This window comes from Streptomyces sp. NBC_00158, assembly GCF_045160885.1.
Lineage (GTDB): Bacteria > Actinomycetota > Actinomycetes > Streptomycetales > Streptomycetaceae > Streptomyces.
The window spans coordinates 6,349,813-6,376,193 of sequence record NZ_CP108161.1 but is presented as its reverse complement, the minus strand read 5'-3'; the positions used below and the strand labels follow the sequence as shown (position 1 = coordinate 6,376,193).

General features: G+C 73.6%; 20 protein-coding genes. 9 read left to right on the top strand and 11 right to left on the bottom strand.

Going from position 1 to position 26,381, the window contains the following annotated elements; all coding sequences use genetic code 11:
* Positions 1 to 382: 382 nt before the first annotated feature.
* The 3 genes from OG553_RS29370 to OG553_RS29360 form a co-directional block, all read right to left on the bottom strand.
* Positions 383 to 739 (bottom strand): zinc ribbon domain-containing protein YjdM, encoded by a 357-nt coding sequence (locus OG553_RS29370; RefSeq protein WP_405981848.1) that lies wholly within the window; start codon positions 737 to 739, stop codon positions 383 to 385.
* Between the two features lie 82 nt (positions 740 to 821).
* Complete coding sequence (locus tag OG553_RS29365) at positions 822 to 2,267, bottom strand: glyceraldehyde-3-phosphate dehydrogenase (protein WP_405981847.1); 1,446 nt, start codon at positions 2,265 to 2,267, stop codon at positions 822 to 824.
* Positions 2,268 to 2,392: 125 nt separating this feature from the next.
* Positions 2,393 to 3,352, bottom strand: coding sequence for a LysR family transcriptional regulator (locus OG553_RS29360; RefSeq protein WP_405981846.1), 960 nt, complete (start codon positions 3,350 to 3,352; stop codon positions 2,393 to 2,395).
* Positions 3,353 to 3,521: 169 nt separating this feature from the next.
* Between OG553_RS29360 and OG553_RS29355 the strand changes: the two genes are divergently transcribed.
* A complete protein-coding gene (locus OG553_RS29355; RefSeq protein WP_405983173.1) occupies positions 3,522 to 6,998 on the top strand; it encodes a M28 family peptidase in 3,477 nt (1,158 codons plus the stop codon).
* Positions 6,999 to 7,182: 184 nt separating this feature from the next.
* Positions 7,183 to 7,638, top strand: a complete 456-nt coding sequence (locus tag OG553_RS29350) for a GNAT family N-acetyltransferase (protein WP_405981845.1) — start codon at positions 7,183 to 7,185, stop codon at positions 7,636 to 7,638.
* Here the strand turns inward: OG553_RS29350 and OG553_RS29345 are convergent, their stop codons facing one another.
* Both OG553_RS29345 and OG553_RS29340 read right to left on the bottom strand, forming a co-directional pair.
* On the bottom strand, positions 7,639 to 7,905 hold the full coding sequence (locus tag OG553_RS29345; RefSeq protein ID WP_405981844.1) for a hypothetical protein: 267 nt from the start codon (positions 7,903 to 7,905) through the stop codon (positions 7,639 to 7,641). It abuts the gene before it with no gap.
* Positions 7,902 to 9,134, bottom strand: a complete 1,233-nt coding sequence (locus OG553_RS29340) for an MFS transporter (protein WP_405981843.1) — start codon at positions 9,132 to 9,134, stop codon at positions 7,902 to 7,904. The genes OG553_RS29345 and OG553_RS29340 overlap by 4 nt, the downstream gene beginning before the upstream one ends.
* Before the next feature lie 129 nt (positions 9,135 to 9,263).
* On the opposite strand from OG553_RS29340, the gene OG553_RS29335 reads away from it, so the two are divergent.
* The gene (locus tag OG553_RS29335) at positions 9,264 to 10,193 is read left to right on the top strand and encodes an alpha/beta hydrolase (RefSeq protein WP_405981842.1); all 930 of its coding nucleotides are present in this window, start codon (positions 9,264 to 9,266) and stop codon (positions 10,191 to 10,193) included.
* A 16-nt stretch (positions 10,194 to 10,209) separates the two neighbouring features.
* Positions 10,210 to 10,917, top strand: coding sequence for a helix-turn-helix transcriptional regulator (locus tag OG553_RS29330; RefSeq protein WP_405981841.1), 708 nt, complete (start codon positions 10,210 to 10,212; stop codon positions 10,915 to 10,917).
* Here OG553_RS29330 and OG553_RS29325 read toward each other — a convergent pair.
* Together OG553_RS29325 and OG553_RS29320 are read right to left on the bottom strand one after the other, a co-directional pair.
* A complete protein-coding gene (locus OG553_RS29325; protein ID WP_405981840.1) occupies positions 10,914 to 11,897 on the bottom strand; it encodes an alpha/beta fold hydrolase in 984 nt (327 codons plus the stop codon). The two genes, OG553_RS29330 and OG553_RS29325, sit on opposite strands and share 4 nt — an antisense overlap.
* Before the next feature lie 64 nt (positions 11,898 to 11,961).
* Entirely contained in the window at positions 11,962 to 13,071 is a 1,110-nt protein-coding gene (locus OG553_RS29320) for a hypothetical protein (RefSeq protein WP_405981839.1), read from the bottom strand.
* Between the two features lie 298 nt (positions 13,072 to 13,369).
* Here OG553_RS29320 and OG553_RS29315 point away from each other — a divergent pair, with 298 nt between their 5' ends.
* Together OG553_RS29315 and OG553_RS29310 are read left to right on the top strand one after the other, a co-directional pair.
* Complete coding sequence (locus OG553_RS29315; RefSeq protein WP_405983172.1) at positions 13,370 to 15,379, top strand: discoidin domain-containing protein; 2,010 nt, start codon at positions 13,370 to 13,372, stop codon at positions 15,377 to 15,379.
* Between the two features lie 90 nt (positions 15,380 to 15,469).
* Positions 15,470 to 16,063: a TetR/AcrR family transcriptional regulator gene (locus OG553_RS29310; RefSeq protein ID WP_405981838.1), complete on the top strand. Its 594-nt coding sequence runs from the start codon at positions 15,470 to 15,472 to the stop codon at positions 16,061 to 16,063.
* A gap of 4 nt (positions 16,064 to 16,067) precedes the next feature.
* Here the strand turns inward: OG553_RS29310 and OG553_RS29305 are convergent, their stop codons facing one another.
* Together OG553_RS29305 and OG553_RS29300 are read right to left on the bottom strand one after the other, a co-directional pair.
* Positions 16,068 to 17,468, bottom strand: a complete 1,401-nt coding sequence (locus OG553_RS29305; RefSeq protein WP_405981837.1) for an NADP-dependent succinic semialdehyde dehydrogenase — start codon at positions 17,466 to 17,468, stop codon at positions 16,068 to 16,070.
* Positions 17,469 to 17,562: 94 nt separating this feature from the next.
* Complete coding sequence (locus OG553_RS29300; protein WP_405981836.1) at positions 17,563 to 18,375, bottom strand: LysR family substrate-binding domain-containing protein; 813 nt, start codon at positions 18,373 to 18,375, stop codon at positions 17,563 to 17,565.
* A 58-nt stretch (positions 18,376 to 18,433) separates the two neighbouring features.
* Between OG553_RS29300 and OG553_RS29295 the strand changes: the two genes are divergently transcribed.
* Entirely contained in the window at positions 18,434 to 18,838 is a 405-nt protein-coding gene (locus tag OG553_RS29295; RefSeq protein WP_405981835.1) for a DUF5997 family protein, read from the top strand.
* Positions 18,839 to 18,929: 91 nt separating this feature from the next.
* Here OG553_RS29295 and OG553_RS29290 read toward each other — a convergent pair whose 3' ends face one another.
* Positions 18,930 to 19,601 carry a response regulator gene (locus tag OG553_RS29290; protein ID WP_405981834.1) on the bottom strand — a complete coding sequence of 224 codons (672 nt, stop codon included), beginning with the start codon at positions 19,599 to 19,601 and terminating at the stop codon, positions 18,930 to 18,932.
* The gene (locus OG553_RS29285) at positions 19,598 to 20,818 is read right to left on the bottom strand and encodes a sensor histidine kinase (protein WP_405981833.1); all 1,221 of its coding nucleotides are present in this window, start codon (positions 20,816 to 20,818) and stop codon (positions 19,598 to 19,600) included. The genes OG553_RS29290 and OG553_RS29285 overlap by 4 nt, the downstream gene beginning before the upstream one ends.
* Before the next feature lie 215 nt (positions 20,819 to 21,033).
* On the opposite strand from OG553_RS29285, the gene OG553_RS29280 reads away from it, so the two are divergent.
* Positions 21,034 to 21,957, top strand: a complete 924-nt coding sequence (locus OG553_RS29280; RefSeq protein WP_405981832.1) for an ion transporter — start codon at positions 21,034 to 21,036, stop codon at positions 21,955 to 21,957.
* 151 nt (positions 21,958 to 22,108) lie between these two features.
* Positions 22,109 to 26,380: a trypsin-like peptidase domain-containing protein gene (locus OG553_RS29275; protein ID WP_405981831.1), complete on the top strand. Its 4,272-nt coding sequence runs from the start codon at positions 22,109 to 22,111 to the stop codon at positions 26,378 to 26,380.
* Position 26,381: the final 1 nt, after the last annotated feature.

The following is a 26,381-nucleotide window of genomic DNA, read 5'->3' as shown; positions in this document are numbered from 1 at the left end:
GGTGGAAGCGGAAGCCGAAAGGTGCACTGGGCGGAATTCCGCAGGCCGGTGAAACGGCTCGCGGGCCGCCGGAGGGAATGCCGGATTTTCTCGGGTTGCGGCCCGGTCGGGTATCGATGACATCCGGCCACTGGAGCGGCCGACCCGGAATCAGAATCACCCAGCCGCCCGAAGGTCCGCTAGAGCGGAGATCCAGCCGCATTTCCCAACCCGTACGGCAAGTGGCGGGATTTCATGGAAAAAACCTCCCCGCCGGGCATCGGATCCGCACGGTCAAGCCATCGCGGCCGGAAAGGGCACCACCGGCCGGTCCGGATACGACGAAGCCCCCGTCCTCCAGAGGTGGACGGGGGCGGAAAGGGCGAGTGGCGTCAGTGGGAAATCAGCCTTTCCTCACCACGCTCGACTTCAGCTGCATGGCGCCGAAGCCGTCGATCTTGCAGTCGATGTCGTGACCGTCGACCCCGTCGACGAGGCGGATGTTCCGGACCTTGGTGCCCGCCTTGATGCCGGTCGGGTGGCCCTTGACCTTCAGGCCCTTCACGACGGTCACGGTGTCCCCGTCGGCGAGCACGTTGCCGACCGAGTCCTTGATCACCCGCTCCTGGGGGGCGTCGCCGTCCCCGCCGGCGGCGAGGGGCCATTCGTGCCCGCACTCGGGGCAGACGAGGAGGGCGCCCATCTCGTAGGCGTAGGGGCCGGAGCATTCGGGACAGGGGGGAAGCACGTTCTCGGTCACCCGTCCAGTCTACGGAACGCGCGGTGCCCCGCCGACGGGAGTCGGCGGGGCACCGGAGCGTGCTGTGCGGCTGTGCGCGGGATCAGACCTGCGGGACCGGGTAGGTCGGGTACTCCACCCCGGAGACGTGCTGCACGACGCGGATCACCTGGCACGAGTAGCCGAACTCGTTGTCGTACCAGAGGTAGAGGATGGCGTTGTCGCCGTCCACCTTGGTGGCGCCGGCGTCGACGATGGAGGCGTGGCGCGAGCCCACGAAGTCCATCGAGACGGCGTCGGGGGCCGTGGTGAAGTCGATCTGGCGCTTGAGCGGCGAGTGCAGGGAGACGCCGCGCAGGTACTCCAGGACCTCTTCGCGGGTGGTCTCGCGGCCCAGGCGCAGGCTCAGGATGGCGATCGAGACGTCCGGGACGGGGACGCGGATCGAGCTGCCGGTGATCGGGGCCTTGAGGTCCGGCAGCGCCTTGGCGACGGCGGAGGCGGCACCGGTCTCGGTGATGACCATGTTGAGCGGCGCGGAGCGGCCGCGACGGTCGGCCTTGTGGTAGTTGTCCAGCAGGTTCTGGTCGTTCGTGAACGAGTGGACGGTCTCCACGTGGCCGCGGAGCACACCGTACTCGTCGTCCATCGCCTTCAGCGGCGGGACGATCGCGTTGGTGGTGCAGGAGGCGCAGGACAGGACGCGCTCGTCCGGCTTGATGGTGTCGTGGTTGACGCCGTGGACGATGTTCGGGACGTCGCCCTTGCCGGGGGCCGTCAGGACGACCTTGTCGATGCCCGGGCGCAGGTGCTGCGAGAGGCCCTCGCGGTCGCGCCACTTGCCCGTGTTGTCGATGAGGATGGCGTCGTTGATGCCGTACTCGGTGTAGTCGATCTCGGACGGGTCGTTCGCGTAGATCACCTTGATGGTGTTGCCGTTAGCGACGATCGTGCCCGCGGCCTCGTCCACCGTGATGGTGCCCTGGAACTGGCCGTGGATGGAGTCGCGGCGCAGCAGCGAGGCGCGCTTGACCAGGTCCGCTTCACCGCCGCCGCGCACGACGATGGCGCGCAGGCGCAGGCCGTTGCCGGAGCCGGCCTTCTCGATGAGCAGGCGGGCGACGAGGCGGCCGATGCGGCCGAAGCCGTAGAGGACGACGTCGCGTCCCTCGCGGCGCTCGATCTTGTTCTCGCCGGTGGCGCCGATGACGGCCTCGGCGGTGAAGTCCTCGACCGACAGACCGCGGTCGTCGGTCTTGAAGGTGGCGGCGAGCATGCCGATGTCGATCTGGGACGGGCCCAGGTCGAGGGCGGTGAGGGCCTGGAGGAACGGCATCGTCTCGGTGACCGACAGCTCCTCGCCGTCGATCTGCCGGGCGAAGCGGTGGGCCTTGAGAATGCTCACGACCGACTTGTTCACCAGGGAGCGGCTGTGGAGCAGGATCGTTACGTCCCGTTCCCGGTGCAGCTTCCCGATGAGGGGGATCATCGACTCCGCGATCTCCTCGCGGGTCTTCCAGTTGGCGAACGAGTCCTCGTTGACAGTCACAGACGTTATCTTTCGAGCTAGGCGGCGCTCATATGCTAACCCGCCGCCGGATCGTTCCTCCAAGGGGGACCTCCTGAGCGCCGCCGGCACCGCCCGCCCCCGGCCTGAGCTGCGGCCTTGCGGGTTCAGTCGAGCGCCGGCCGGGCCTCCGGGTGAGCGTCCCACCACGCTCGGTGGAAGTCGTTGTTGTCCACGTTCGCCAGGTAGGCGGCGACCGCCGCGCGGTAGAGCCGCTCCGCCTGCTGCGCCGGGACCGCCGAGCGGTTCCAGGCCAGGCGGATGCGGCCGGTGACCGGCGTGCCCGCCAGGGGGCGCATCACGGTCCCCGGCACGGGCGGGGCGGTGGGCTGGCAGAGGGCGATCGCGCGGCCCGCGGCGATCAGGTCGTGCCGCATCTGGCGGTCGGTGATCCGGTGGCGCAACGAGGGGACGAAGCCCGCCTTCGCACAGGCCTCGATCAGGGCCTCGGGGCCGCCGTCGTCGTCCTCCACCAGCGTCATCCACTGCTCGCCGGCCAGCTCGGCCAGCTCCAGGGTCGCGCGTCCGGCGAGCCGGTGCCCCGAGGACATCCGGATGCAGAAGGGTTCCTGGGGCACCACCGTCCGGGCCGCGACCCCTCGGGGCAGCGGGACCTCGTAGTCGTTCACCTCCCCGTACACGATCACGTCGTACTGGCCGGCGCCGAGCATCCGCACCAGGGCGGTGACGGAGTCCTCCAGGTCCACGGTGACCTCCCGCCCGGACAGGGCCTGGTCGGTCCGGGCGAGCAGGCCGTCCAGGAGCACGAGCAGGATGCAGCCGAGCCTGAGCGGGGCGTCGGCGGCCAGCGCACGCGCCTCGGCGCCGAGGGCGGCCATCTCCCCCAGCACGCGGCGCGCCTTGGCCAGCACGAAGTGCCCCAGGGCGGTGGGTTCCACACCGTGGCGGCCCCGGGCGAAGAGCTCCCCGCCGGTGACCGCCTCGATCCGGCGCAGCTGGGCGGAGAGCGCCGGCTGCGAGACCCCCAGCCGCCTGGCCGCCTCCCCCAGACTGCCCGCTTCGGCGATCCGGCAGACGGCTTGCAGATGCCTCAACTCCAGCTGCATCCGGGCAGCTTACGAAGCTCCACGGCGGCGCACCATAACCCGCGCCTTATGCCCGCAGGGATGTCCCAATCTCGCCATGTCCACGCCCATACTCGGCGACGCGTACCGCCACCCACCCCCCACACACGATCGGAGTGGACTCGTGCAGCCCACCAGATGGACGGCGTCCGTGGCAGCCCTCGCGCTGACCGCGAGCCTCGCCGGCGCCCTGGCCGGCACCGCGTCGGCCGCGCAGCCGGATCCCGTACCACCCCGCCAGTCCAAGGCCGAGCGGGCCGTGGCCGCCGCGGACGCGGCCGTCCGCAGCGGCCTCGACACCCTGGTCAACTCCCCCCGCCAGCAGTACGAACGGCGCCAGGTCACCCCCTGGGTGAAGGACCTGTACTCCGTCGCGTACGAGCGCAGCTACCGCGGCCTGCCCGTGGTCGGCGGCGACGCGGTCGTCCTCGCCGACGGCGAGGGCCGGGTCCGCGCGCTCCAGTCGGCCTCCGCGACGGTGATCGACGTGGCGACCACCCCGGACGTCGACGCGAAGGCGGCCGAGGCCTCCTCGCGGCGCGAGTTGGAGAAGGTGGACAAGGTCGAGAGCAGCCGGCTCGTCGTCCGGCTCAAGGACGACAAGCCCGTCCTGGCCTGGGAGACCGTGCTCACCGGCCGCAGCCGTACGGCGCCCAGTCGGCTGCACGTCTTCGTGGACGCCCGCACCGGGAAGGTCGTCGACCGCTACGACGACGTCGTGGCCGGCACCGGCAACAGCAAGTGGAACGGGCCCAACCCGCTGACGATCGACACCACCGCCTCCGGCGGCACGTACTCCCTGCGCGACCCGAACCGCCCGGGTCTGAGCTGCGCGGACTACAGCTCCGGAACGGTCTTCAGCAAGTCCTCGGACTCCTGGGGCACCGGCAACCCGACCTCCAAGGAGACCGGGTGCGTCGACCTGATGTTCGCCGCGCAGAAGCAGTGGGACATGCTGTCCCAGTGGCTCGGCCGCAACGGCGTCAGCGGCAACGGGCGCAGCTTCCCCGGCAAGGTGGGCCTGAGCGACCTCAACGCCTACTGGGACGGCAGTTCGGTGACCATCGGGCGCAACAGCGCCAACGAGTGGATCGCCGGCGTGGACGTGGTGGCCCACGAGTACGGGCACGCCATCGACTCCAACACCCCCGGCGGCACCAGCGGCCAGGAGGCCGGCCTCGGCGAGGCCACCGGCGACATATTCGGCGCGCTGACCGAGGCGTACGTCAACGAACCGTCCCCGTACGACACCCCCGACTACACGGTCGGCGAGGTCATCAACCTCCAGGGCCGCGGCCCGATCCGCAACATGTACGACCCGCCGGCCGTCAACAACGACCCGGCCTGCTACAGCTCCGCGATCCCCGGCACCGAGGTCCACAAGGCCGCCGGGCCGCTCAACCACTGGTTCTACCTGCTGGCCGAGGGCACCAACCCCGGTGGCGGCAAGCCCAACAGCAGCACCTGCAACCAGACCGCGCTGACGGGTGTCGGCGTGCAGAACGCCGGCAAGATCTTCTACGGCGGCATGCTCCTCAAGACCAGCAGCATGTCCTACAAGAAGTACCGGACGGCCACGCTGAGCTCGGCCAAGTCCCTCGACGCCACCTGCAACCTGTTCAACAAGACCAAGGCCGCCTGGGACGCCATCAGCGTGCCCGCCCAGAGCGGTGACCCGACCTGCACCCCGAGCGGGCAGAACGACTTCTCGCTCTCCCTGAACCCGGCCTCCGGCACCGTCCAGCAGGGCGGCTCCGTCACCACCACCGTGGCCACCAGCACCACCAGCGGCTCCGCCCAGCAGGTGACCCTCACCGCGACGGGCCTGCCCGCCGGGGTCACCGCCTCCTTCAACCCGGCCACCGTGCAGTCCGGGCAGTCCTCGACGCTGACCCTCTCCGCCTCGTCCAACGCGGCGCCGGGGGCCTCCACCGTCACCGTCAAGGGGCAGGGCGCGTCCCTCGCGCACACCGTGGACTACGCCCTCAACGTGGGCGGCACCCAGCCCGACCCGACGGCGCCCGACATCAGCGTCGCCAACGTCCAGGCGCACCTGGCCCAGTTCGGCACGATCGCCTCGCAGAACGGCGGCAACCGCCGGGCCGGCAGCGCGGGCTACACCCAGTCCCTCGCGTACGTGAAGGGCAAGCTCCAGGCCGCCGGCTACACCGTCACCGAGCAGGCCTGCACCTCCTGCACCTACCCGTCGAACAACCTGATAGCCGACTGGCCGGGCGGCCCCGCCGACAAGACCGTGATGTTCGGCGCCCACCTCGACGGCGTCTCGGCCGGACCGGGCATCAACGACAACGGCTCGGGCTCCGCGACCCTGCTGGAGAACGCCCTCGTCCTGGCCCAGAAGAACCCGACGATGACCCAGCACGTGCGGTTCGCCTGGTGGACCGACGAGGAGCAGGGCCTCAACGGCTCGAAGTTCTACGTCAACCAGCTCACCAGCGCCCAGCGCGCCACCATCAAGGGCTACTACAACTTCGACATGGTCGGCTCGACCAACGGCGGCTACTTCATCAACAACGTCAACTCCACCACCGCCGCCCCGCTGAAGGCGTACTGGACCTCGCTGAACCTCGCCCCGGAGGAGAACACCGAGGGCCAGGGCCGCAGTGACGACTACTCCTTCCAGCAGGCCGGCATCCCCACCTCCGGCTACGCCGCCGGCGCCAGCGCCCGCAAGACCTCCGCGCAGGCCTCGAAGTGGGGCGGCACCGCGGGCGCGGCGTACGACTCCTGCTACCACAGCTCCTGCGACACCACCTCCAACATCAGCGCCACGGTCCTCGACCGCAGCGCCGACGGCGTCGCGTACGCCATCTGGAAGACGGCCGTCGGCGGCGGCACCCCCGCCTCCGACTTCTCCATCGCCACCAGCCCGGCCGCCGGCTCCGCCAACCCGGGCGACGGCGTCACCTCCACGGTGAACACCGCCACCGTCAGCGGCAGCCCGCAGACCGTCGCCCTGTCCGTCACGGGCGCCCCCTCCGGCGTGACCGCGACCGTCAGCCCGGCCTCGGTCCAGTCCGGCCAGTCCGCCACCCTCTCGGTCCAGGTCGCCGCGGGCACCCCCGCCGGCACGCACACCCTGACCGTCACCGGTACCGGCTCCGTCAGCCACAGCACCACGTACACGCTGACCGTCGGCGGGGGCGGCGGCACCTGCACCCCGGCCCAGGTCGTCGCCAACGGCGGCTTCGAGAGCGGCTCCGCCCCGTGGTCCACGACCTCCGGGGTGATCACCAACCAGTCCGGCCAGGCCCCGCACGGCGGCTCGTACATGGCCTGGCTGAACGGCTGGGGCAGCTCCCGTACGGACACCGCCTCGCAGTCCCTGACCCTGCCCGCCGGCTGCGCCTCCGGCCGGCTCTCCTTCTACCTGCACATCGACACCGACGAGAACGAGAACGTCGCCTACGACACCTTCACGGTCTCGGTCGGCGGCCAGACCCTGGCGACCCTGTCCAACCTGGACGCGGGCTCCGGCTACACCCTGAAGAGCTACGACGTCTCCCAGTTCGCCGGGCAGACCGTGGTCCTGCAGTTCAAGGGGGTGGAGGACCAGTCCCTCCAGACCTCCTTCGTGGTGGACGACGTGACCCTCCAGACGAGCTGACCCGACGGCACCACCCGCCCCACCCAGGAGCCCGGCCGGCACCCCCGGCCGGGCTCCGCCGCGTGCGGCCGCAACCGCCGCCGCGTCGAAAACGACGACGGCCGTGGCACCTCCGTGGACAGGTGCCGGGGCGGCGGCCCCTTGCTACGTTGCGTCGGTCCGCCGATCAGAGGAGCTGCCCCACATGTCCGACATCTTGGTCCGCGCCGTCCAGCCCGGGGACTTCGCCCAGTGGCGCGTCCTGTACCGGGGCTACGCGGACTTCTACCGGGTGGAGCAGACCGAGGAGGCGGCCGCGACGGTGTGGGCGTGGCTGATCGACCCCGGCCACGAGGTGAACGCCCTGGTGGCCGAGGACTCCGGGGGGCGGCTGCTGGGGCTGGCGCACTACCGGCCCTTCGCCCGGCCGCTGTCCGCGACCACCGGCTGTTTCCTCGACGACCTGTTCGTGGCCCCCGAGCACCGCGGCTCCGGCGCCGCCGACCTGCTCCTCGGGGCCCTGCGCGGGCTCGCCGCCGAGCGCGGGTGGAGCGTGGTGCGGTGGATCACCGCCGACGACAACCACCGGGCGCGCTCCAAGTACGACCAGGTGGCCACCCGGACCATGTGGGTCACCTACGACATGGCACCCGGCCGCTGATCAGTCCCCGCCGGCCACGTCGTCGCAGGCGGGGCAGATCCGGTCGGCGTGCTCCGGGGGGTACCAGCCGGAGCCGGGGTGCCCGGAGGGCTGCCACGGGGCCGTCCCCATGGCGAAGGTGTCCCTGCCGCACAGGGTCCTCGGCCCCCGCACCCCGCTCTGCCCGGGGGCGGCGGGCGCCGCGTGCACGCGCAGGACCGCCGCTCCGGCACCGGGCGCCGCTCCCGCCGCGCCGTCGTACTCGTACACCACGACCGTCCCGCTCATACCTCGACGATAGGCCCCCCGGCCGGAGCCCGCCGGGCCGGCACGGCCGGCCAGTCCACCCGGCGGTCGGCCGCGGGCAGCAGCACCACCGCCAGCACCGGGAAGGCCGCCGCGAGGGCGAAGACCGGGGTGTAGCCGTGGCCGGCGGCCAGGGCCCCGGCCAGCGGCGGGACCAGCACCACCGCCGCGTGCTGCCCCATCCCGTGCACCCCGAGGGCCCGGCCGGCCCAGTCGGGGCCCGCGTACTCGGCGACCGCAGTGTTGTGCAGGCCGTTGGTGCTCACGGTCAGGCCCGAGGCCAGCAGCAGGGCCGCCGTACCGGCCGGGGAGTCCCAGGCCGCACCGGCGACGAGCAGGACCAGGTCCACCGCGGTGGCCACGGCCAGCAGCCGCATGGGGCCGGTCCGGCTCCCCACCCGGTCGGACCACCAGCCGGCCAGCAGGCGCACCCCCGCCCCGGCCAGATTGGCCAGGGCCAGCACGGTCCCGGCCGCGGTGGCGGACCAGCCGCGCACCTCGGTGAGGAACAGCAGGGAGAACCCGGTCACCACGAACTGCGGCACGCACAGCAGCGCGGCGACGGCGTGGATCCGCCACAGGTAGCCGTCCCCGCTCCGGTACGGCGCGGGCGTCCGTACGCCCGGCGCCTTCGCGGGACGCGGCGGGTCGACGGCGAACAGGGCGATCGCCGCGCCCGTCGCCCCGCAGAGCACCGCGCAGAATCCGAAGACCGCCGCCGGGCCGAAGTGGTGGGCGAGCGGCGGGAACGCCGCCGCGGCCAGTGCGGTGCCGAGCGGCTGCGACGCCTGCCGCACCCCCATCGCGACGCCCCGCCGGCCGGGCGGGAACCAGCCGATGACCAGCCGCCCCGAGGCCGAGTGGACGGCGGAGCCGCCCACCCCGGCCAGCACCAGCAGGACGGCCGGCACCCACGGCCCCCGGGCGGCCGCCGCGCCCGCCAGGGCACAGGCGGCGGCGAGCAGCCCGATGGTCAGCGCCGGGCGTTCCCCGTACCGGTCGGCGACCGCGCCCCAGCCGGTCAGGCCGAACAGGATCCCGATGACCGGGCAGGTGACGAGGAGCCCGGCGCCGGCCAGGGACAGCCCCCGCTCCTCCTGGAGCGCGGGGATCAGGTACGGCAGGCCGTAGAGCGCGGTGGTGCTCGCTGTCTGGCCGGCCGTTCCCAGGGCGAGCATCAGCCAACTACGGGGTATCCGCTCCTCGTTCATGCCCCCACCCTAATGAACGTGCCGCGATGTGAGACAGATCGTTTCGCATGGTGGGACATCGGGCGGGGGCCGCGGGTCCCCGGGAAAAGGTGACACGGGGCTGTCGCGGAAGGCTGCGACCGTCGACGCATGACGATCACCGACGAGGACCTCCTCTCCGAAACCCTGGCCTTCAACGAGCAGTACGGGACCGCCGCGGACCGGCCGGCCCGTGAGGGAGCCCCGGACGCCGCCCTGCTGGCGCTCCTGAGGCGCAACCGGCTCGGCGGATCCACGCCCCCCGTACGGCTGCCGCACGGCCGCGACCGCGTCCTCGCGGGCGGGGTGGCGGTCCGGACGTTCGTGCCCGGGCCTGTCGACGGCGTGTACCTGCACGTCCACGGGGGCGGCTGGGCGTTCGGCTCCGCGGCCGGACAGGACGGGAGACTGTGGCGGCTGGCCGTACGGGCTCGGCTGGCCGTGGTGAGCGTGGAGTACCGGCTCGCACCGGAACACCCCTTCCCCGCCGGTCCCGACGACTGCGAGGCGGCCGCCCGGTGGCTGGTGGAGCACGCCCCGGCCGAGTTCGGCACCGGACGGCTGCTGATCGGCGGCGAGTCGGCCGGGGCCCACCTGAGCGTCCTGACCCTGCTGCGCCTGCGCGACCGGCACGGGATCACCGGCGCCTTCCGGGCCGCGAACCTGCTGTTCGGCGCGTACGACCTGTCGATGACGCCGAGTCAGCGGTCGTTCGGCTCCCGGCGGCTGCTCTCCAACACCGACACGCTGCGCGGCGGCTACGGGCTGATCACCCCCGGCATGAGTGCGGAGGAGCGCCGGGCGCCGGAGGTCTCGCCGCTGTTCGCCGACCTGGCCGGCCTGCCGCCCGCCCGGATCGTCGTCGGCACCGAGGATCCGCTGCTGGACGACTCGCTGTTCCTGGCCGCCCGCTGGCGGGCGGCGGGGGCTCCCGTACGGCTCGGCGTCGTCGCCGGCGCCATGCACGGCTTCACCCTGTTCCCGCTGGCCGTCACCGAGCGGGAGCAGGAGCGCGAGCGCGCGTTCCTGGCCTCCGCGTGACGGTAGCGTCGGCCGCATGAACCGCACGACCCGCCTCTACGCCCTGGTGGAGGAGCTGCGCGCGGCCGCGCCCCGGCCGCTCACGGTCGCGGCGCTCGCCTCGCGGTTCGAGGTCAGCCGGCGCACGGTGCAGCGCGACCTCGGGGCGCTGATGGACTCCGGCGTCCCGGTGCGCTCCACGGCCGGCCGGGGCGGGGGCTGGGCCCTCGACCCGGCGATGACCCTGCCCCCGGTCCGCTTCACCGCCGACGAGGCCGCGGCTCTGACCTCCGCCCTCGCCGCGGCCGCCGGCTGCGCCCCCTACGCGGGTGCGGCCCGCACCGCCCACCAGAAGCTCATCGCGTCGATGACCGGGCCCGCCCCGGCGGCGGCGCGGGAGCTTGCCGCCCGGATCGTCGCCCTGCCGTCACGGACCCCCGCGGCGGTCCGCGCCGCCGTGGAACGGGCCCTCACCGACCGGTTGGTGCTGCGGCTGTCCTACGTCGACGCGGAGGGGCGGGCGAGCGACCGGGTGGTGGAGCCGGCCGGGCTGCTCACCGTCGACGGCCGCTGGTACCTCATCGCCTGGTGCCGCACCCGGCGGGCCGGCCGCGGCTTCCGGCTGGACCGGATCGCGGAGGCGGCCCCGACCGGCGAGCGGGCGCGGCCGCACGACCTGGCCGCGCTGCTGCACGGCTCGGCCGGAGCGGACGCCCGCCCCGCCCTGGCGTCACCTACGGCCTAACGGCACAGCTCCCCGACCCGTTCCAGCTCGTCCCCCCATACGGCGGCGCGCGGCCCGACGTGCGGGGCGGCGATCGAGCGTACGCGGAAGCGGTTGCGCGGGGTGGCCCCGTCGGCCTCGCGGATCATCAGGTCCTGGAGCGGTACCGGGATGGAGCGGTCCTCGGTGAACCGGAGGAAGGTGCGCGGGACGCGTCCCCAGCGGTCCGCCAGCCCGCGGGAGTCCGCGTTGCCGATCGCCGAGGACTCGTCGGGCTCCAGGGTGGCCAGCAGCGCCCGGACCTCGGCGTCGGTCCGATCGGCGGCCAGGGCCTCCTTCATGACGGCGAAGAAGGCCGGGTCGGCGGAGCGCCAGTTGACCCGGTTGACTCCCAGCTCCGGCGGGGTCCTGAACGGGGGGATCTTGAACAGCGAGCTGGTGGAGGCCTCGGGGGTCGTCATCAGCTCGGTCACCGAAGTGTGCCGCGTCGCGCAGAAGGCCGAGGCGTACACCAGGTGGGAGAGGAGTTCGGGTACCCGGTTGGCGACCGCGTTCAGGGTCGCCCCGCCCAGGCTCTGCCCGACCAGGACCACCGGGCCGTTGCGGTGGGCGGCACGGACGACGCCCACGACGTGCTCCGCGAAGTCGTCCAGGGTGACCCGGCCGATCGGCGAGGGCTCGGTGGCCAGCCGGTCCAGGTCCTGCGGGGACTGGTAGGAGAGGGGGACGTAGGAGCCGGGGCCGTGGCCCGGGAGGTCGACGGCGACCGTCCGGTGGCCGCGCAGGCCCAGCTCGGCGAGGACCGCGGACCAGCCGTAGGAGTTGCTCCCGGAGCCGTGGACCAGGACGAAGGTCGGCGCAGCGGACCTGCGGCCCTCGGCGTGCGCGGCGGAGGCCCCGGCGCCCACGGCGGCGACCGCACCCGCGCCGGCCGCGGTGACCCGCAGGACCCCGCGTCGGGAAAGGCCGCCGCCTTCGACGATGTCACTCTGTTCGCTCATGCCTCCGACCCTATGATCGACTCCGGCCGGTACCGCCCGGATCCGGCCAGTGCCGGCCGTGCGGTCAACTCCCTTCGTCGAAGCCCTCGTCGGCCGGTACGAAGGCCCGCAGGCCCGCGTGGGTGATCTGCCGCTCCTCCAGGAGGGCGCGGGCGGTCGGGGGCCGGCCGGGCAGCCCGTGCCAGCGGTGCGTCCAGCGGATCCGGCCGGCGCGCACCGGCCCGTCCTGCGGGTCGGTCACCCGGAAGCGCTCCAGCTCCGTCCACGGCACCCGGGCGGCGAGCCGGGCCAGGCGGGCGGCGGTGGCCTCCACGGTCCACGGGTCCACGCCCCGGTTGGAGCGGGCGCAGGCGACGAGCCGGGCTCCGTCGAGGAACCACGGGTGGGCGGTGTCGGAGAGGGCGTCCTCGCGCACGGCCGGGTAGGACAGCAGCCTGTCGGCGAACTCCCGGTCCTCGGCCCGCCGTTCGATCCGCTCCTCCCCCTCGGCGAGCGCCTCGACCGGGTCGCGCCGGCCGTCCCAGGCGTACGCGGAGGACACGTACGGCAGCGGGAAAGGCAGCTCCACCGACCATACGGTGACGTAGTCCTTGGAGGCCTCCAGCGCGGCGGCGGGCTTCAGCATCCGGACGAGGCCGCCGAGGTCCTCGTGGTCGACGAGCTCCAGGTCGAAGACGGTGACGCGGAAGCCCTCCCGGTCCATCCTCACGACGCCCTCCGCGACCAGTTCGCGGGCGTGCCGGGCCAGGCCCACCAGGCGCTCCAGGTGCGGGGCCTCCTTGACCCGCTCCCCCATGGTGGCGCCGCCCTCCCATTCCGCCGGGTCCTGCGGCACGTGCTGCTCGATCCGGCCGAAGCCGACGGCCGGCCCGGCGCTGGTCTCCTCGTACGCGAACCCGCGGTCGCGCGCGTACTGCTGGCGCTGCTCCAGGAGTTCGGCGTGGGCCAGCAGGTCCTCGGCGCGCTCCACCTCCAGCCTGCGCAGCGACTCCTTGCGGAAGCGCACGCTCCACACCAGCAGGGCGGCGAGGACCAGCAGCAGGGTGATGCCGCCGGCCGGGTAGCCGCCGAGGACCACCGCCGCGAAGACGGCGGCGAGGGTGGCGAGGGTGAGCAGGTTCAGCAGGAGGCGGCTGGTCTCCAGGGGATGACCGGGCAGGGGGAGGCGTCGCATGCGGGGCAGGCTAGGAGGCCCCTTCCGCACTCCTGACCTTTCCGGCCATCGTCGGATCATCTTCCGATCAGGTCATCCGTCCCGGACTCTTGACTCCTTTCGAGCCAGTCGGGATTCTCGTCCCACCTTTGTGCGGGGCATGACAAGTCATGCCCGGATCCGATCGCGCCGCATCCGACGACCGAAGACAAGAGTGATGACCTTGACCCCTCACCCGCCCCCACGGCCGTACCGCGGCGCCGCCCGCCGACGGCGCCGCCGCCTCGCGCTCCTGACACCGCTCGTCGCCGCGCTGGCCATGCTGCTCGGCCCCGCGCCGCTGTCCTCGGCCGACGCCGGCTCCACGGCCGACGCCGGCTGGTGGAACCCCACCGCCCGGCCCCAGCCCGACTCCGCGATCAACGTCACCGGCGAGCCCTTCAAGGGCACCGACGCCCAGGGCAAGGTGCGCGGGTTCGTCGACGCGCACGACCACCTGATGTCCAACGAGGGCTTCGGCGGCCGCCTGATCTGCGGCAAGCCCTTCTCCGAGGCGGGCGTCGCGGACGCCCTCAAGGACTGTCCCGAGCACTACCCCGACGGCACCCTCGCCGTCTTCGACTTCATCACCAAGGGCGGGGACGGCAAGCACGACCCCAACGGCTGGCCCACCTTCAAGGACTGGCCCGCCCACGACTCGCTGACCCACCAGCAGAACTACTACGCCTGGGTCGAACGCGCCTGGCGCGGCGGGCAGCGCGTCCTCGTCAACGACCTCGTCACCAACGGGGTGATCTGCTCGGTCTACTTCTTCAAGGACCGCGGCTGCGACGAGATGACCGCCATCCGCCTGGAGGCGCAGAAGACCTACGACATGCAGGCCTTCGTCGACAAGATGTACGGCGGCCCGGGCAAGGGCTGGTTCCGCATCGTCACCGACTCCGACCAGGCCCGCGAGGTCGTCAAGCAGGGGAAGCTGGCCGTCGTCATGGGGGTCGAGACCTCCGAGCCCTTCGGCTGCAAGCAGATCCTCGACGTCGCCCAGTGCGGCAAGGCCGACGTCGACCGGGGCCTCGACGAGCTGTACAAGCTGGGCGTGCGCAGCATGTTCCTCTGCCACAAGTTCGACAACGCCCTGTGCGGGGTCCGCTTCGACGAGGGCGCCCTCGGCACCGCGATCAACGTCGGCCAGTTCCTGTCGACCGGCACCTTCTGGCAGACCGAGCAGTGCACCGGCCCGCAGAAGGACAACCCGATCGGCCTCGCGGCGGCTCCGGCGGCGCAGAAGGAGCTCCCGGCCGGGGTCGCGGTCCCCTCGTACTCCTCCGACGCCCGCTGCAACAAGCGCGGTCTCACCGAACTCGGCGAGTACGCCGTCCGCGGCATGATGAAGCGCGGAATGATGCTCGAGGTCGACCACATGAGCGTCAAGGCCGCGGGCCGCGCCTTCGACATCCTGGAGTCCGAGTCCTACCCGGGCGTCATCTCATCGCACAGCTGGATGGACCTGGGCTGGACCGAGCGGCTCTACAAGCTGGGCGGTTTCGCGGCCCAGTACATGAGCGGCTCCGAGGCCTTCAGCGCGGAGGCCAAGCGCACCGACGCCCTGCGCGACAAGTACAAGGTCGGCTACGGCTACGGCACCGACATGAACGGCGTGGGCGGCTGGCCCGGCCCCCGGGGCGCGAACACGCCGAACCCGGTGAAGTACCCCTTCACCAGCACCGACGGCGGTTCCGTCATCGACCGGCAGACCACCGGGCAGCGCACCTGGGACCTCAACACCGACGGCGCCTCGCACTACGGCCTGGTCCCCGACTGGATCGAGGACATCCGGCTCACCGGCGGCCAGGACGTGGTGGACGACCTGTTCAAGGGCGCCGAGTCCTACCTCGGCACCTGGGGGGCCTCGGAGCGGCACCGGTCGTCGGTGAACCTCGCCGCCGGCTCCTCCGCCTCGGCCTCCTCGTCGGAGTGGTGGAACCCCTTCGTCGACTACTCCCCCGGCCGGGCCGTGGACGGCGACTCCGGCTCGCGCTGGGCCAGCGAGTGGAACGACGGCCAGTGGCTGCGCATCGACCTGGGCTCCGCGCACCGGATCGGGCGGGTCACGCTCGACTGGGAGCGGGCGTACGGCAAGGCGTACCGGCTGGAGGTCTCCACGGACGGCTCTGACTGGCAGACGGTCTGGTCCACCTCCGACAGCGACGGCGGCCTCGACACCGCCCGCTTCTCCGGGGTGACGGCCCGGTACCTGCGCGTCCAGGGGGTCCAGCGGGCCACCCAGTGGGGGTACTCCCTCCACGAGGTCGGCGTCTTCAGCAGCTGACACCACCGGCGGGGCCGGCCGGGAACGTCCGGCCGGCCCCGCCGCCGTACCCCAAGGCCCCGGCCCGAAGGCCCCACCCCGAGGAGTTCCATGCCCCGCATGCCGTCGGCCGAGCGGCGCGCCCAGCTGACCGAGGCGGCGATCCGCGCGATGACCCGTGACGGCGTCGCCCGGACCACGACCCGCTCGATCGCCGCCGAGGCCGGCGTGTCCCTGAGCGTCTTCCACTACTGCTTCGACTCCAAGCAGGAGCTGCTGGAATCCGTCCTGGACGCGATCACCGCGCACTACATCAGCGTGGTGAGGGAGGCGATCCGGCCGAAACCCACCCTCCGCGAGACCGTCCGGGCCGGTTTCCAGGCGTACTGGGACCACGTGGGGGCGCAGCCCGGCGAGCACATGCTCACCTACGAGCTCACCCAGTACGCCCTGCGCCGTCCCGGCTTCGAGCACCTGGCCCGCCGCCAGTACGAGCTGTACTGCCAGACGTACGAGGAGCTGATCGGGCAGCTGTGCCGGGACATGGGACTCGTCCCGAAGGTCCCGGCACCCGTCCTGGCCCGGTACCTGGCGGCCATGACCGACGGGCTGACCCTGAGCGTCCTGGTGCTCGGCGACGAGAAGGCCGCCGGGGCGGTCCTCGACATGATCACCGAGCACGTGCTGGGGCTGATGGAGGGCTGAGCGGTCAGCCCTGCTCCGCGGCCTGCCAGACGGTGGTGATGTTGCAGAACTCGCGGATGCCGTGCCCGGACAGCTCCCGCCCGTACCCGGACCGCTTGACCCCGCCGAAGGGCAGGGCCGGGTGGGAGGCGGTCATCCCGTTGACGAAGATCCCGCCCGCGTCGAGCTCGGCGACGAAGCGCTCCAGGTCGGAGTCGTCCCGGGTCCAGACGTTGGAGCTGAGTCCGAAGGGCGTGTGGTTGGCCCGCTCCACGGCCTCCTCCAGACTGCCCACCCGGTAGAGGGTGGCGACGGGGCCGAAGGTCTCCTCCAGGTCGATGCGCATGGCCGGGGTGACGTCGGCCAGCACCGTCGGCTCGTAGAACCAGCCGTCGGGGTGGCCGGGCGGCCGGCGGCCGCCGCACAGGACCGTGGCCCCGTGGCGAACGGCGTCGTCGACCAGCTCCTCCACGTCGGCGCGGCCGCTCTCGGTCGCCAGCGGGCCGACGTCGGTGGACTCCCGCATGGGGTCGCCGACGGTCAGCGCCCGCATGCCCTCGGTGAAGAGGCGGGCGAACTCCTCGTAGACGTCGGTGTGGACGATGAACCGCTTGGCGGCGATGCAGGACTGCCCGTTGTTCTGCACCCGGGCGGTCACCGCGGTCCTGGCCGCCCGGGCGACGTCCGCCGAGGGCATCACGACGTAGGGGTCGCTGCCGCCGAGCTCCAGGACCGTCTTCTTGACCTCGTCCCCCGCCACGGAGGCCACGGCCCGTCCGGCCGGTTCGCTGCCGGTCAGGGTGGCCGCCGCCACCCGGGGGTCGCGCAGGATGCCCTCGACGGGGCCCGAGCCGATCAGCAGGGTCTGGAAGCAGCCCTGCGGGAAGCCCGCCCGGTGGAAGAGGTCGCCGAGGTACAGGGCGGTCTGGGGGACGTTCGACGAGTGCTTGAGCAGGCCCACGTTGCCGGCCATCAGCGCGGGCGCGGCGAACCGCACGACCTGCCAGAGCGGGAAGTTCCACGGCATGACGGCGAGCACCACGCCCAGGGGCCGGTAGCGGACCCGGACGGCCGAGGCACCCGCGTCGCGGACGTCGGCGTCGGCGGGGTGCTCGTCGGCGAGGAGGGACTCGGCGCGGGCCGCGTACCAGCGCATCGCCTTGACGCACTTGGCGGCTTCCGCGCGGGCCGCCGCGAGCGGCTTGCCCATCTCGACGGTCATGGTGCGGGCGACGTCCTCGGCCTCCGCCTCCAGCAGGTCCGCCGCCCGGTTCAGCAGCGCGGAGCGCTCGGCGAAGGAGGTGCGCCGGTACGAGGCCGCCGTGCGGGCGGCCAGGGCCAGGCAGCGTTCGATGCCGGCCGCGTCGAGGGCGTCGAAGGAGAGCAGCGTCTGGCCCGTCGTGGGGTTGACGGTGGCGATGGGCATGGTCGGACCTTCCTGCGAGGGAGCCGCCCCACCGACCCTGCCCGCCCGGACCCGCCCCCGCAACGCGAGGACCGGCCGCGGTCGGCTCTGAGCCCTAGCGGCGCCCGCGCGGCTTGCCGCCGCGCTTGGCGGCGGGCTTGGCTGCGGGCTTGGCTGCGGGCTTGCCGCCCGACCGGGCGGCGGGCTTGGCTCCACCGCTCTTCGCGCCGCCGGCCTTGGCGCCGCCGGCCTTGGCCCCCGTCTTCCCGCCGGCGCCCCCGGCGGCCTTGCGCTGCTTGGGCTGCGGCGGGGTGGGCTGCCGGCCGCGGGTGCTGTTCACGGTCCGTCCGCGGACGATCCCGATGAACTCCTCCACCAGGTCGGTGGTCTTCTCCTCCGGCCAGGACAGCGCGATCCGCGAGGCGGGGGCGTCGGAGACCGTCCGGTAGGTGAGGTCCTTGCGGTGGTGCAGGCGGGCGAGGGACTGCGGGACGACGAGGACGCCGATGCCCGCCGCGACCAGCTCGATGGCGTCGGCCGTGGTGGCGGGCCGCTCGAAGGCGGGACGGCCGGGCAGGGTCTCCCAGACGAGGACGTCGTCGAGGGGGTGCAGCACGATCTCGTCGGCCAGGTCCGCGGTGGTGATCTCCTCGACGGCGGCCACGAGGTGGTCCTTCGGGACGACCACGACGGTCGTCTCGGTGTAGAGGGGGATCGCGCTGAGGTCCGCCCCGTCCACCGGCATCCGTACGAACCCGGCGTCGGCGTCGCTGGTGCGCAGCGCGGCGAACGCCTCGGCGGCGGGTACGCCGACGAGGGTCAGGGGGACGTCGGGCAGCCGCTCGTTCCAGATCCGCACCCACTTCGTGGGCGTCACTCCCGGGACATAGGCGAGCCGGAACGAAGGGGGTGTATCCGAGCCTGTCACCCCGCCAGGTTACCGGTCGTGGTCGGAGGTAGTGCACATGCTCGATACCCTTGACCCCATGACGTCGCACCAGAGCACCCAGACGATGAAGCCCGCGACCGCGGCGAAGAAGCTGGGTGTGTACCTCGAGGCCACCCCCGCAGAGTTCCAGGAGGGCGTGGTCTCGCGCACCGAGCTGAACGCACTCCAGGCCGAGCCGCCGGCCTGGCTGGTGGAGCTGCGGCGCAACGGCCCGCACCCGCGTCCGGTGGTCGCCGCCAAGCTGGGCGTCTCCATCGCCGGTCTCGCGCGCGGCGGGGTCACCGAGGCGCTCACCACCGAGCAGATCGAGGCGATCAAGCAGGAGAACCCGGAGTGGCTGCAGAAGGAGCGCACCACCCAGGCCGAGGTCCGCAAGGAAACCGTGCGGATCAAGGAGAAGCAGGCCCAGGACGCGGCCCGGCGCGCCGGCAAGCAGGACTGAGCCCCGCCCCCACGGCACACCGACGGCCGGGCCGGGCCCCCTCGGGGATCCCGGCCCGGCCGTTCGCCGTACCCCCGGGCGGCGCGCCCGCTCAGGGCGACGGTGTGACCAGGCCCGCCTCGTAGGCGGTGATCACCAGCTGGACCCGGTCCCTGGCGCCCAGCTTGCCGAACAGGCGCGCCACGTGGGCCTTGGCCGTGGCCACGGAGATGTACAGCTCGGCGGCGATCTCCGCGTTCGACCGGCCCCGCCCGACCAGGGTGAGCACCTCCCGCTCCCTGTCGGTGATGCCCTCCACCGGCCGCACGGTCCGCCGCTGCTCCCGCACGGGGGTGCGTACGAAGTCCGCGATCAGGCGGCGCGTGACGGCCGGCGCGATCAGCGCGTCCCCGGCGGCGACCACGCGGACGGCCGCCAGGATCTCGTCCAGGGCCATGTCCTTGACGGCGAAGCCGCTGGCTCCGGCGCGCAGCGCCCCGTAGACGTGCTCGTCCTCGTCGAAGGTGGTCAGGACGAGCACCCGGGGCGAGCCGGGGCCGGCCGTGATCCGGCGGGTCGCCTCGATGCCGTCCATGCCCGGCATCCGGATGTCCATCACCACCACGTCGGGTCCCTGCTCGGCGGCCAGCCGGACCGCCTCCCCGCCCGTGCCGGCCTCGCCGACCACCTCCAGGTCGGCGGTGTCCGCGATGAGCACCCGCAGTCCGGAGCGGATGAGCGGCTGGTCGTCCACCAGCAGGACGCGCACCGGTGCCGGGCTCATCGGGCCGCCTCCGCCGCCGCCGTGACGGGCAGGGGCAGTTCGGCCGCGACCCGGAAGCCGCCCTCGGGGCGGGGTCCGGCGCTGAACCGGCCGCCGAGCAGGGCGACCCGCTCGTACATGCCGGTGATGCCGAAACCGGTCCTCCCGGGGCGTGCCGCGGCTCCCCGGCCGTCGTCGACGACCTCCACCGCCAGCTCGCACTCCCGGAAGTCCAGGGTCACCCGGGCCCCCGCGCCGGCTCCCGCGTGCCGGACCACGTTCGTCAGGGCCTCCTGCACGATGCGGTACGCCGACAGTTCGATCTCCGGCGGGAGCCTGCGCGGCTCGCCGGTCCGGCGTACGTCCACCCGTACGCCCGCTCCGGCGGGCGAGGCCGCCAGCGCGTCGAGGTCGGCCAGGCCGGGCGCGGGCGCCGTCGGCGCGGCGCCCTCGTCGTCCCGGTCGTCCCCGTCGTCCCGGGGCTCCGACCGGCGCAGGGCGACCAGGGTCCGGCGCAGCCCGGCGAGGGTCTCGCGGCTGGTGGCCTCGATGGCGGTGAGGGCGCCGCGCGCCTCCTCGGGCTGGGTGTCGATGACCCGGCTGCCCACGCCGGCCTGGATGGCGATGACGCCGATGCTGTGGGCGACCATGTCGTGCAGCTCGCGTGCGATGCGCAGGCGTTCGGCGGTGACGGCCTCCGCCACCTCCCTGCCGCGCAGTTCGACGGCGTGCTCGCGGCGCTGGCTCAGGGTCAGCCCGGCAAGCCAGGCGAGCACCAGCGTCAGGGCCGCGATCAGGCCCGCGGCGAGCACGTCCGTCCCCGGCGCCAGCAGGCCGACGGCGGGCAGCTCGACCGCCGCGCAGAGCACGCCGGCGGCCACGGCGGTGCGGCGCGGCCGGGTGGCGACGACGAAGCCGAGGAGCAGCGCGGCCGGGAGGTACACGAGCAGGCGCTGCGAGCCGTAGCCGCCCGCCGAGAAGGTGACGGCCGACCCGGCGAGGAGGGTCAGGGCCAGGGCCGTCAGGGGCCTGCGCCGCAGCAGCCCGGCCGACAGCCCGGCGGCGAGCAGCAGGACGCCCGCGAGCACCCCGGGGGCCGTGTAGCGGGCGACACCGACGAGCAGGCCCGCGACGGCGAGGTGGCCTGCGGCCCCCGCCCAGGCGAGGGCGGTGCCCCCTGCGCCTGATCCGATGTCAGTTGCCGCTCCGAGGCGAGCTTTTCGTGTGGTCCTGTCCATGCGGCGACAGTAACCAGCCTGGTCAGGAGGGGCATCGGCCCCGGGGCTTAAGCCCCGGGGAGGGTCCGCTGCGCCCGGCCGCCTGAAACCCGTCCGGCCGTGCGGCGTTAGAGGGTCGTACGGACCGGCGTGCACGCCCCCGCCCCGCGCCGGTCCGTACGACGACGCCGACCACGGGCCAGACGGGCCACACGAGCACGAGTACGAGGGACACCATGACGGACCCCACGCCGGCCGGATCCGGCCGCCGGAGACTTGCCGCCCGCTGCCGCAGCATCACCGAGGCGCCGCCGTTCGGGATGGGCGTCTTCGCCGCGATCCTGCTCAACGCGGCCCTGATGGGCCTGGAGACGTACAGCGGGCTGGCCGCCGAGTACCGCCAGGCGCTCCAGATCGCGGAGCAGTCCTGCCTCGCCCTGTTCACGGTGGAGATGCTGCTGCGCCTGGGCGCGCACGCGGACCGGCCGAAAGCATTCTTCCGGGACCCCTGGAACATCTTCGACCTGCTGATCGTCACCTCCGCCTTCCTGCCGTTCCTGCGCGAGAACACCACCGTGCTGCGGCTGCTGCGCCTCGCCCGCGTGCTGCGCACCGCCCGCTTCCTGCCCCACCTGCGGATCCTGCTGCTGGCGGTCGGGCGCAGCCTGCCGGGCACGGCCAGCTTCCTGTTCATCGGCGCGCTGGTGGTGTACGTGTACGCCATGGTCGGCTGGGTCTGCTTCGCCGCTTCCGACCCGCAGCACTACGGTTCGATCGGGCGGGCCGCGCTGACCCTGTTCCTGCTGACCACCCTGGACGGGCTGACGGACGCGGTCCGGGCCGGGCTGGAGATCTCCCGGTTCAGCATCCTCTACTACGCCTCGTACGCCCTGCTCGCCTCCTTCGTCCTGGTCAACGTCCTGATCGGCGTCGTGCTCAACTCCCTGGACGAGGCACGGGAGATGGAGGAGGCGGACGCGCGGGCCCGGGAGCGCGCGGCGAACGCCATGGACCCGGTGGACGAGGTCCGGGACCGGATCGCGGCGGCCCGCCTGGCGCTGGACGACCTGGAGGCGAGTCTCGATCCGGCCAGGGCCGTACCGCCTCCCGCCCCGGAACCGGAGCTCCTGGCGGACCGGCCGCTCGAAACCGCCAGGTAGCGGACCGCCCCCGCGGCCCGCAGCCGGGACCGCTCGGCGGGGTTTCGGCCAACCCCCGGCGCGGGCACTCCCGGGCCTTGCCCCAACTCCCCCGTCCCGTGCGAAAGTTGCCCACGGCACCGAGCCGCTGGGCAACGGGGAGGGGGCGGTCATGAGTACCGGGGCGGACGCGCTGCTCGGTTCGGCCATCGTCCGTGTCGCGGGCCCGGCCGGACCGGCCGGGGCAGGCTTCCTGGTGGCTCCCGACCTGGCGCTGACCTGCGCGCACGTCGTGGCCGACGCGCTCGGCACACCCCGTGCGCAGGTCACCGCGCCGACGGGCGAGCTGACCCTGGACCGCCCGCTGTCCGGGGCCTCCCGGCCGGTTCCGGCCGAGGTGGAGCACTGGGTTCCGATGCGTGCGGACGGTACCGGGGACGTCGCGGTCCTGCGCCTGCGGACGCCCGTCGCGGGTGCGGGCGCGCTCGCCATGGCCTCGCCCGCGAGCGTCTGGGACCACTCCGTGCGGGTGGCCGGCTTCCCCGCGGTCTTCCCGGGCGGCGTCTGGCACGCGGGACGGCTGCGCGGCTGGACCGCCGAGAACTGGGTGCAGCTGTCGGGCGCCGACCAGCAGGGCGTGGCCGTGGACCGGGGCTTCAGCGGCAGCCCCGTCTGGGACGAGGAGGCCGGGGCGGTGGTCGGCATGGTGGTGGCCGCCCAGCTGTCCGGGGACCGGCAGAGCTTCGTGATCCCCACCCTCACCCTGATCGCGGAGGTCCCCGCGCTCGGCCCGCTGCTGAGTCCCGCCTCCCCGTTCCGCGGCCTCGCCGCCTTCCGGGAGGCCGACGCGGAGGTGTACTTCGGCCGGGACCCGGAGGCCGCGGACGTCGCCGGCCTGCTGGACGACGGCCCGCGCTCCCGCGTGGCCCTGGTCGGTCCGTCCGGCTGCGGGAAGTCCTCGCTGGCCCTGGCGGGGGTGGCCCCCCGGCTGCGCGCCCGGGGGTACGAGGTGCTGGTGGTGCGGGCCGCCGAGGGGCTGCCGGTCCGTACCGCGCTCGCCTCGGAGCTGGCCCGCCTCGGCGACGGGCCGGCGGGGCCCCGGGAGCTGGAGGAGGAGCTGGCCCGGCACGGGCTGGCCGCGGCCGCCCGGCAGGCCCTCGGCGAGCGGGCGGGCCGGCTGCTCGTCGTGCTCGACCAGGCCGAGGCGCTGCTGGCGGAGGGCCGGTCCGGCGACGACGGCTCCGCCTCGCTGCTGTTCCCCGAGCCGCCCCCGGCCGGACTGCGGGTGCTGCTGACGCTGCGGGCCGACTTCCTGGAGGCGGCCCTCGCGCACCCCGTCCTCGGGCCCGCGCTGGGCCGGACGGCGGTCCGGCCGCTGCTGCCGATGACCCGGGCCCAGATGGCCGAGGTCGTCCTGCGGCCGCTGGCCCGGATCCCGGCGGTGTCGTACGACCCGGGCCTCGTCAGCCGGATGCTGGACGACGCCGGCGCCGAGCCCGGGGCACTGCCGCTGCTGGGATTCGTCCTGGCGCGTTTGTGGGACGAACGGGCCATGGGCCGGCTGCGCTTCGCCTCGTACGAGGAGATCGGCGGCGTCCGCGGGGCCCTGGGCCGGCACGCGGAGGCGGCCTGGCGGGCCTGTGTCGCGGAGGCCGACGAGGAGGAGGCCCTGCGGCTGCTGACGGCGCTGGTCCGGATGGCTCCGGGCGGCGGGGCCCCGCTGCGCGCGGTGCTCGGCCGGTCCGACGCCGGGGAGGAGCGGTGGCGGATCGCCGGCCTGCTCGCCGAGCGGCGGATCCTCGTCGTGGGCGGGGACCCGGAGCGGGGACAGACCGTCGAGCTGGCTCACGAGGCGCTGATCGGAGCCTGGCCCACGCTGGCCCAACGGGTGGCGCAGGACCGGGAGTTCCTCACCTGGCGGGCCGGCTTCCGGCGCGACCTGGAGCGCTGGCAGGAGCTCGGCCGGTCCCGCGACCAGCTACCGACGGGCGCGCCGCTGGACGCCGCCGTCACCCAGACGGGCCTGCGCGGGGACGAACTCTCGGTGGACGAGCGGGAGTTCCTCGAAGCGGGCCTGTCCCGCCGCGCGGACGAAGCGGCACAGACCAGACGCTCCCGCAGGCTCAGGCGGGCGGGCATCTCCCTGCTGAGCTTCCTGCTGGCCGTCGCCGTCCTGGCGTCGTGGCAGCTGTACGGGGCGAACGGCAGGCTGGACGAGGACCTGCGCAAGGCCGCGTCGCCGCAGATCGCGCAGCTGGCGGGCCGGCTGGACGACGTATCGCTCGCCGCGTCGGCGCTGATGGGCGCGACGGCGTACCGCACGGCTCCGGAGCCCGAGGCGGAGACGGCCCTGTTCGAGCAGTACGTCCGCATGCGGCACGTCGACCAGGTCGTGCTGGAGGGTAAGGGCGAGATCCGGGAGGCGGCCCTCAGCGAGGACGGCAGCCGGGTGACCGTGGGCCTGCAGTCCGGCGACATCTGGGGGGCCGACCTCGGCACGGGGGCACCGCGCCTCTCCCCGGTCCGGACCGAGGGCAACGTCCACCTGATCGCGGCCTCCCCCGACGGCCGCACCGTGGCGACCTCGAATGTCATCGGCCTCGTCACACTGGGGGTCCGCGGGGCCGACGGCACCTGGCCGACGGTGCCGCTGCGCCGCACGGACCGGGCGCGGGACAACGCCCGGTCGGCCACCGACCTCCGGTTCGACGCCGCGGGGCGGCGGCTGCTGGCGGCGGTCCCCTCGGAAGGGGTGTCGGTGTGGGAGGCCCCGAGCGGGACCCCTGTCGGCGGCACCCTCGCACCACCGGACGGCTGGAACGTCTCGCACGCCTGGTTCGGGCCGAACGGCGACACCGTGATCGGCCGGATCGTCCAGGAGGGCGCCGCAGCCGGGGCGAGCGGCCGGCTGGTGCGCTGGCAGCTGTCCGACGGCCGCCGCGAAGAGGAACCCTGGGGCAGCCAGGACACGGGTCCCGTCACGGTCAGCGCGGACGGCTCCACCCTCGTCCGGTGCACCGCCGACGGAACCCTGCAGGCATGGGACCTGACCGGGCAGCCGAAGGTGAGGAAGCAGTACACCACGAGCCAGCTGAGCCTGGTCTGCCCGCTGTACGTACCCCGCCTGGACCGCACCGGCCGCTTCCTGCTCAACCCGGCACAGCGCTTCGGGGCGAGCCTCGGCCGGTACCGCTTCCTGGTGCTGGACCTGGAGGACGGCCTGCCCGCCACGCTCGACCTGCCGGCCGCCGCCCAGCAGGACGAGTTCGTCGCCGGCTCCTCGGCACTGCCGTCCATCAGCCTCACCGGCCCCCCGGACGCGCTGAAGGCGGCGGTCAGCGCGGGCGGCACCGTCGTCGTCGCGAAGGTGCCCCGGCCGACCGTCTTCGACAGCGCCATGCTCACGAGTCTCGTCCGCACCGTGGACGTGGACCACGGCCGGGTCGCCACCGTCGACGCCGACGGCGCGGGCCTGCGCCTGTGGGACCTGAAGACGCGCAGCCAGCTCGCGGGCGTTCGTCCCTCCTCCCCGCTGGCGCGGATCTACCCGCAGTTCAGCCCGGACGGCAGACGGCTGCTGACCGTCACCACGGACGGTCGCGGGGTGCTGGTGTGGGACGTGGGGGCGCCGGGCGGCGGCCCCGCCCTCACCGAGGGCCGCCGCCTCGGGCTGCCGGCTCCCCCGGGCATCGACCCGGCGCGCCCGGACCCGCGTACGGGCCGGACCCCGGCCTGGGTCAACGTCTGGTACGACGGCAACGACCACGCCGTGGTCTCGGCGGTCTCCTACGTGTCCCGGTGGGACCTGAAGACCGGCACGCAGCAGGGCCGGACCTACCGGCCGTCGGCCCAGGAGCTGGTCGAGGTGTCGGGCGCGGCCTCGGCCGTCTTCGGCGTGGCGCGGCCGGGGTACGAACAGGCCGCGGTCCGTACGGGGGGAGACCAGATCCAGATCTGGGACTTCAAGAAGGGCCAGGTCGTCGAGACCTTCGAGTCGGAGAACGGCAACCCCCGCCACCTGTCCTTCGACCAGACCGGCCGGCGGCTGGCGATGGTCACCACGGACGGAGCCCTCAAGGTCCGGGACATGGAGCGGAAGAAGTGGAAGACCCTGGTGTACCAGGGGGTCCAGTGGTTGAACGGGTTCCCCGCCCCGTCCAGGCTGAGCACGGTCGCCACGACCAACTCCTTCACCTTCTGGGACGTGGAGAAGGGCACGGAGCTGTACCGCTTCACCCCCGGCTACGGCGCCGCCGGTGACTGGTCGGCGGACGGGACGAAGCTCGCCTGGGCGGACGGCTCGTCCGTGGACGTGCTCCCCCTGGACCCGGAGACCTGGCGCGAGCGGGCCTGCGCGCTGGCCGCACGGGACCTGACCGGGCCCGAACGGGAACTCCTCCCGCCCGGGGCCCGCTCCGACGCCTGCGCCTCGCTCCAGGAGTGAG

Coding starts and splice junctions, on each gene's coding strand:
- OG553_RS29360 (WP_405981846.1), bottom strand. CDS start 3,352: ATGCAGCTGGAGTTGAGGCATCTGCAAGCCGTCTGCCGGATCGCCGAA.
- OG553_RS29350 (WP_405981845.1), top strand. CDS start 7,183: ATGTCCGACATCTTGGTCCGCGCCGTCCAGCCCGGGGACTTCGCCCAG.
- OG553_RS29345 (WP_405981844.1), bottom strand. CDS start 7,905: ATGAGCGGGACGGTCGTGGTGTACGAGTACGACGGCGCGGCGGGAGCG.
- OG553_RS29340 (WP_405981843.1), bottom strand. CDS start 9,134: ATGAACGAGGAGCGGATACCCCGTAGTTGGCTGATGCTCGCCCTGGGA.
- OG553_RS29335 (WP_405981842.1), top strand. CDS start 9,264: ATGACGATCACCGACGAGGACCTCCTCTCCGAAACCCTGGCCTTCAAC.
- OG553_RS29330 (WP_405981841.1), top strand. CDS start 10,210: ATGAACCGCACGACCCGCCTCTACGCCCTGGTGGAGGAGCTGCGCGCG.
- OG553_RS29325 (WP_405981840.1), bottom strand. CDS start 11,897: ATGAGCGAACAGAGTGACATCGTCGAAGGCGGCGGCCTTTCCCGACGC.
- OG553_RS29320 (WP_405981839.1), bottom strand. CDS start 13,071: ATGCGACGCCTCCCCCTGCCCGGTCATCCCCTGGAGACCAGCCGCCTC.
- OG553_RS29315 (WP_405983172.1), top strand. CDS start 13,370: ATGCTGCTCGGCCCCGCGCCGCTGTCCTCGGCCGACGCCGGCTCCACG.
- OG553_RS29310 (WP_405981838.1), top strand. CDS start 15,470: ATGCCCCGCATGCCGTCGGCCGAGCGGCGCGCCCAGCTGACCGAGGCG.
- OG553_RS29305 (WP_405981837.1), bottom strand. CDS start 17,468: ATGCCCATCGCCACCGTCAACCCCACGACGGGCCAGACGCTGCTCTCC.
- OG553_RS29295 (WP_405981835.1), top strand. CDS start 18,434: ATGACGTCGCACCAGAGCACCCAGACGATGAAGCCCGCGACCGCGGCG.
- OG553_RS29290 (WP_405981834.1), bottom strand. CDS start 19,601: ATGAGCCCGGCACCGGTGCGCGTCCTGCTGGTGGACGACCAGCCGCTC.
- OG553_RS29285 (WP_405981833.1), bottom strand. CDS start 20,818: ATGGACAGGACCACACGAAAAGCTCGCCTCGGAGCGGCAACTGACATC.
- OG553_RS29280 (WP_405981832.1), top strand. CDS start 21,034: ATGACGGACCCCACGCCGGCCGGATCCGGCCGCCGGAGACTTGCCGCC.
- OG553_RS29275 (WP_405981831.1), top strand. CDS start 22,109: ATGAGTACCGGGGCGGACGCGCTGCTCGGTTCGGCCATCGTCCGTGTC.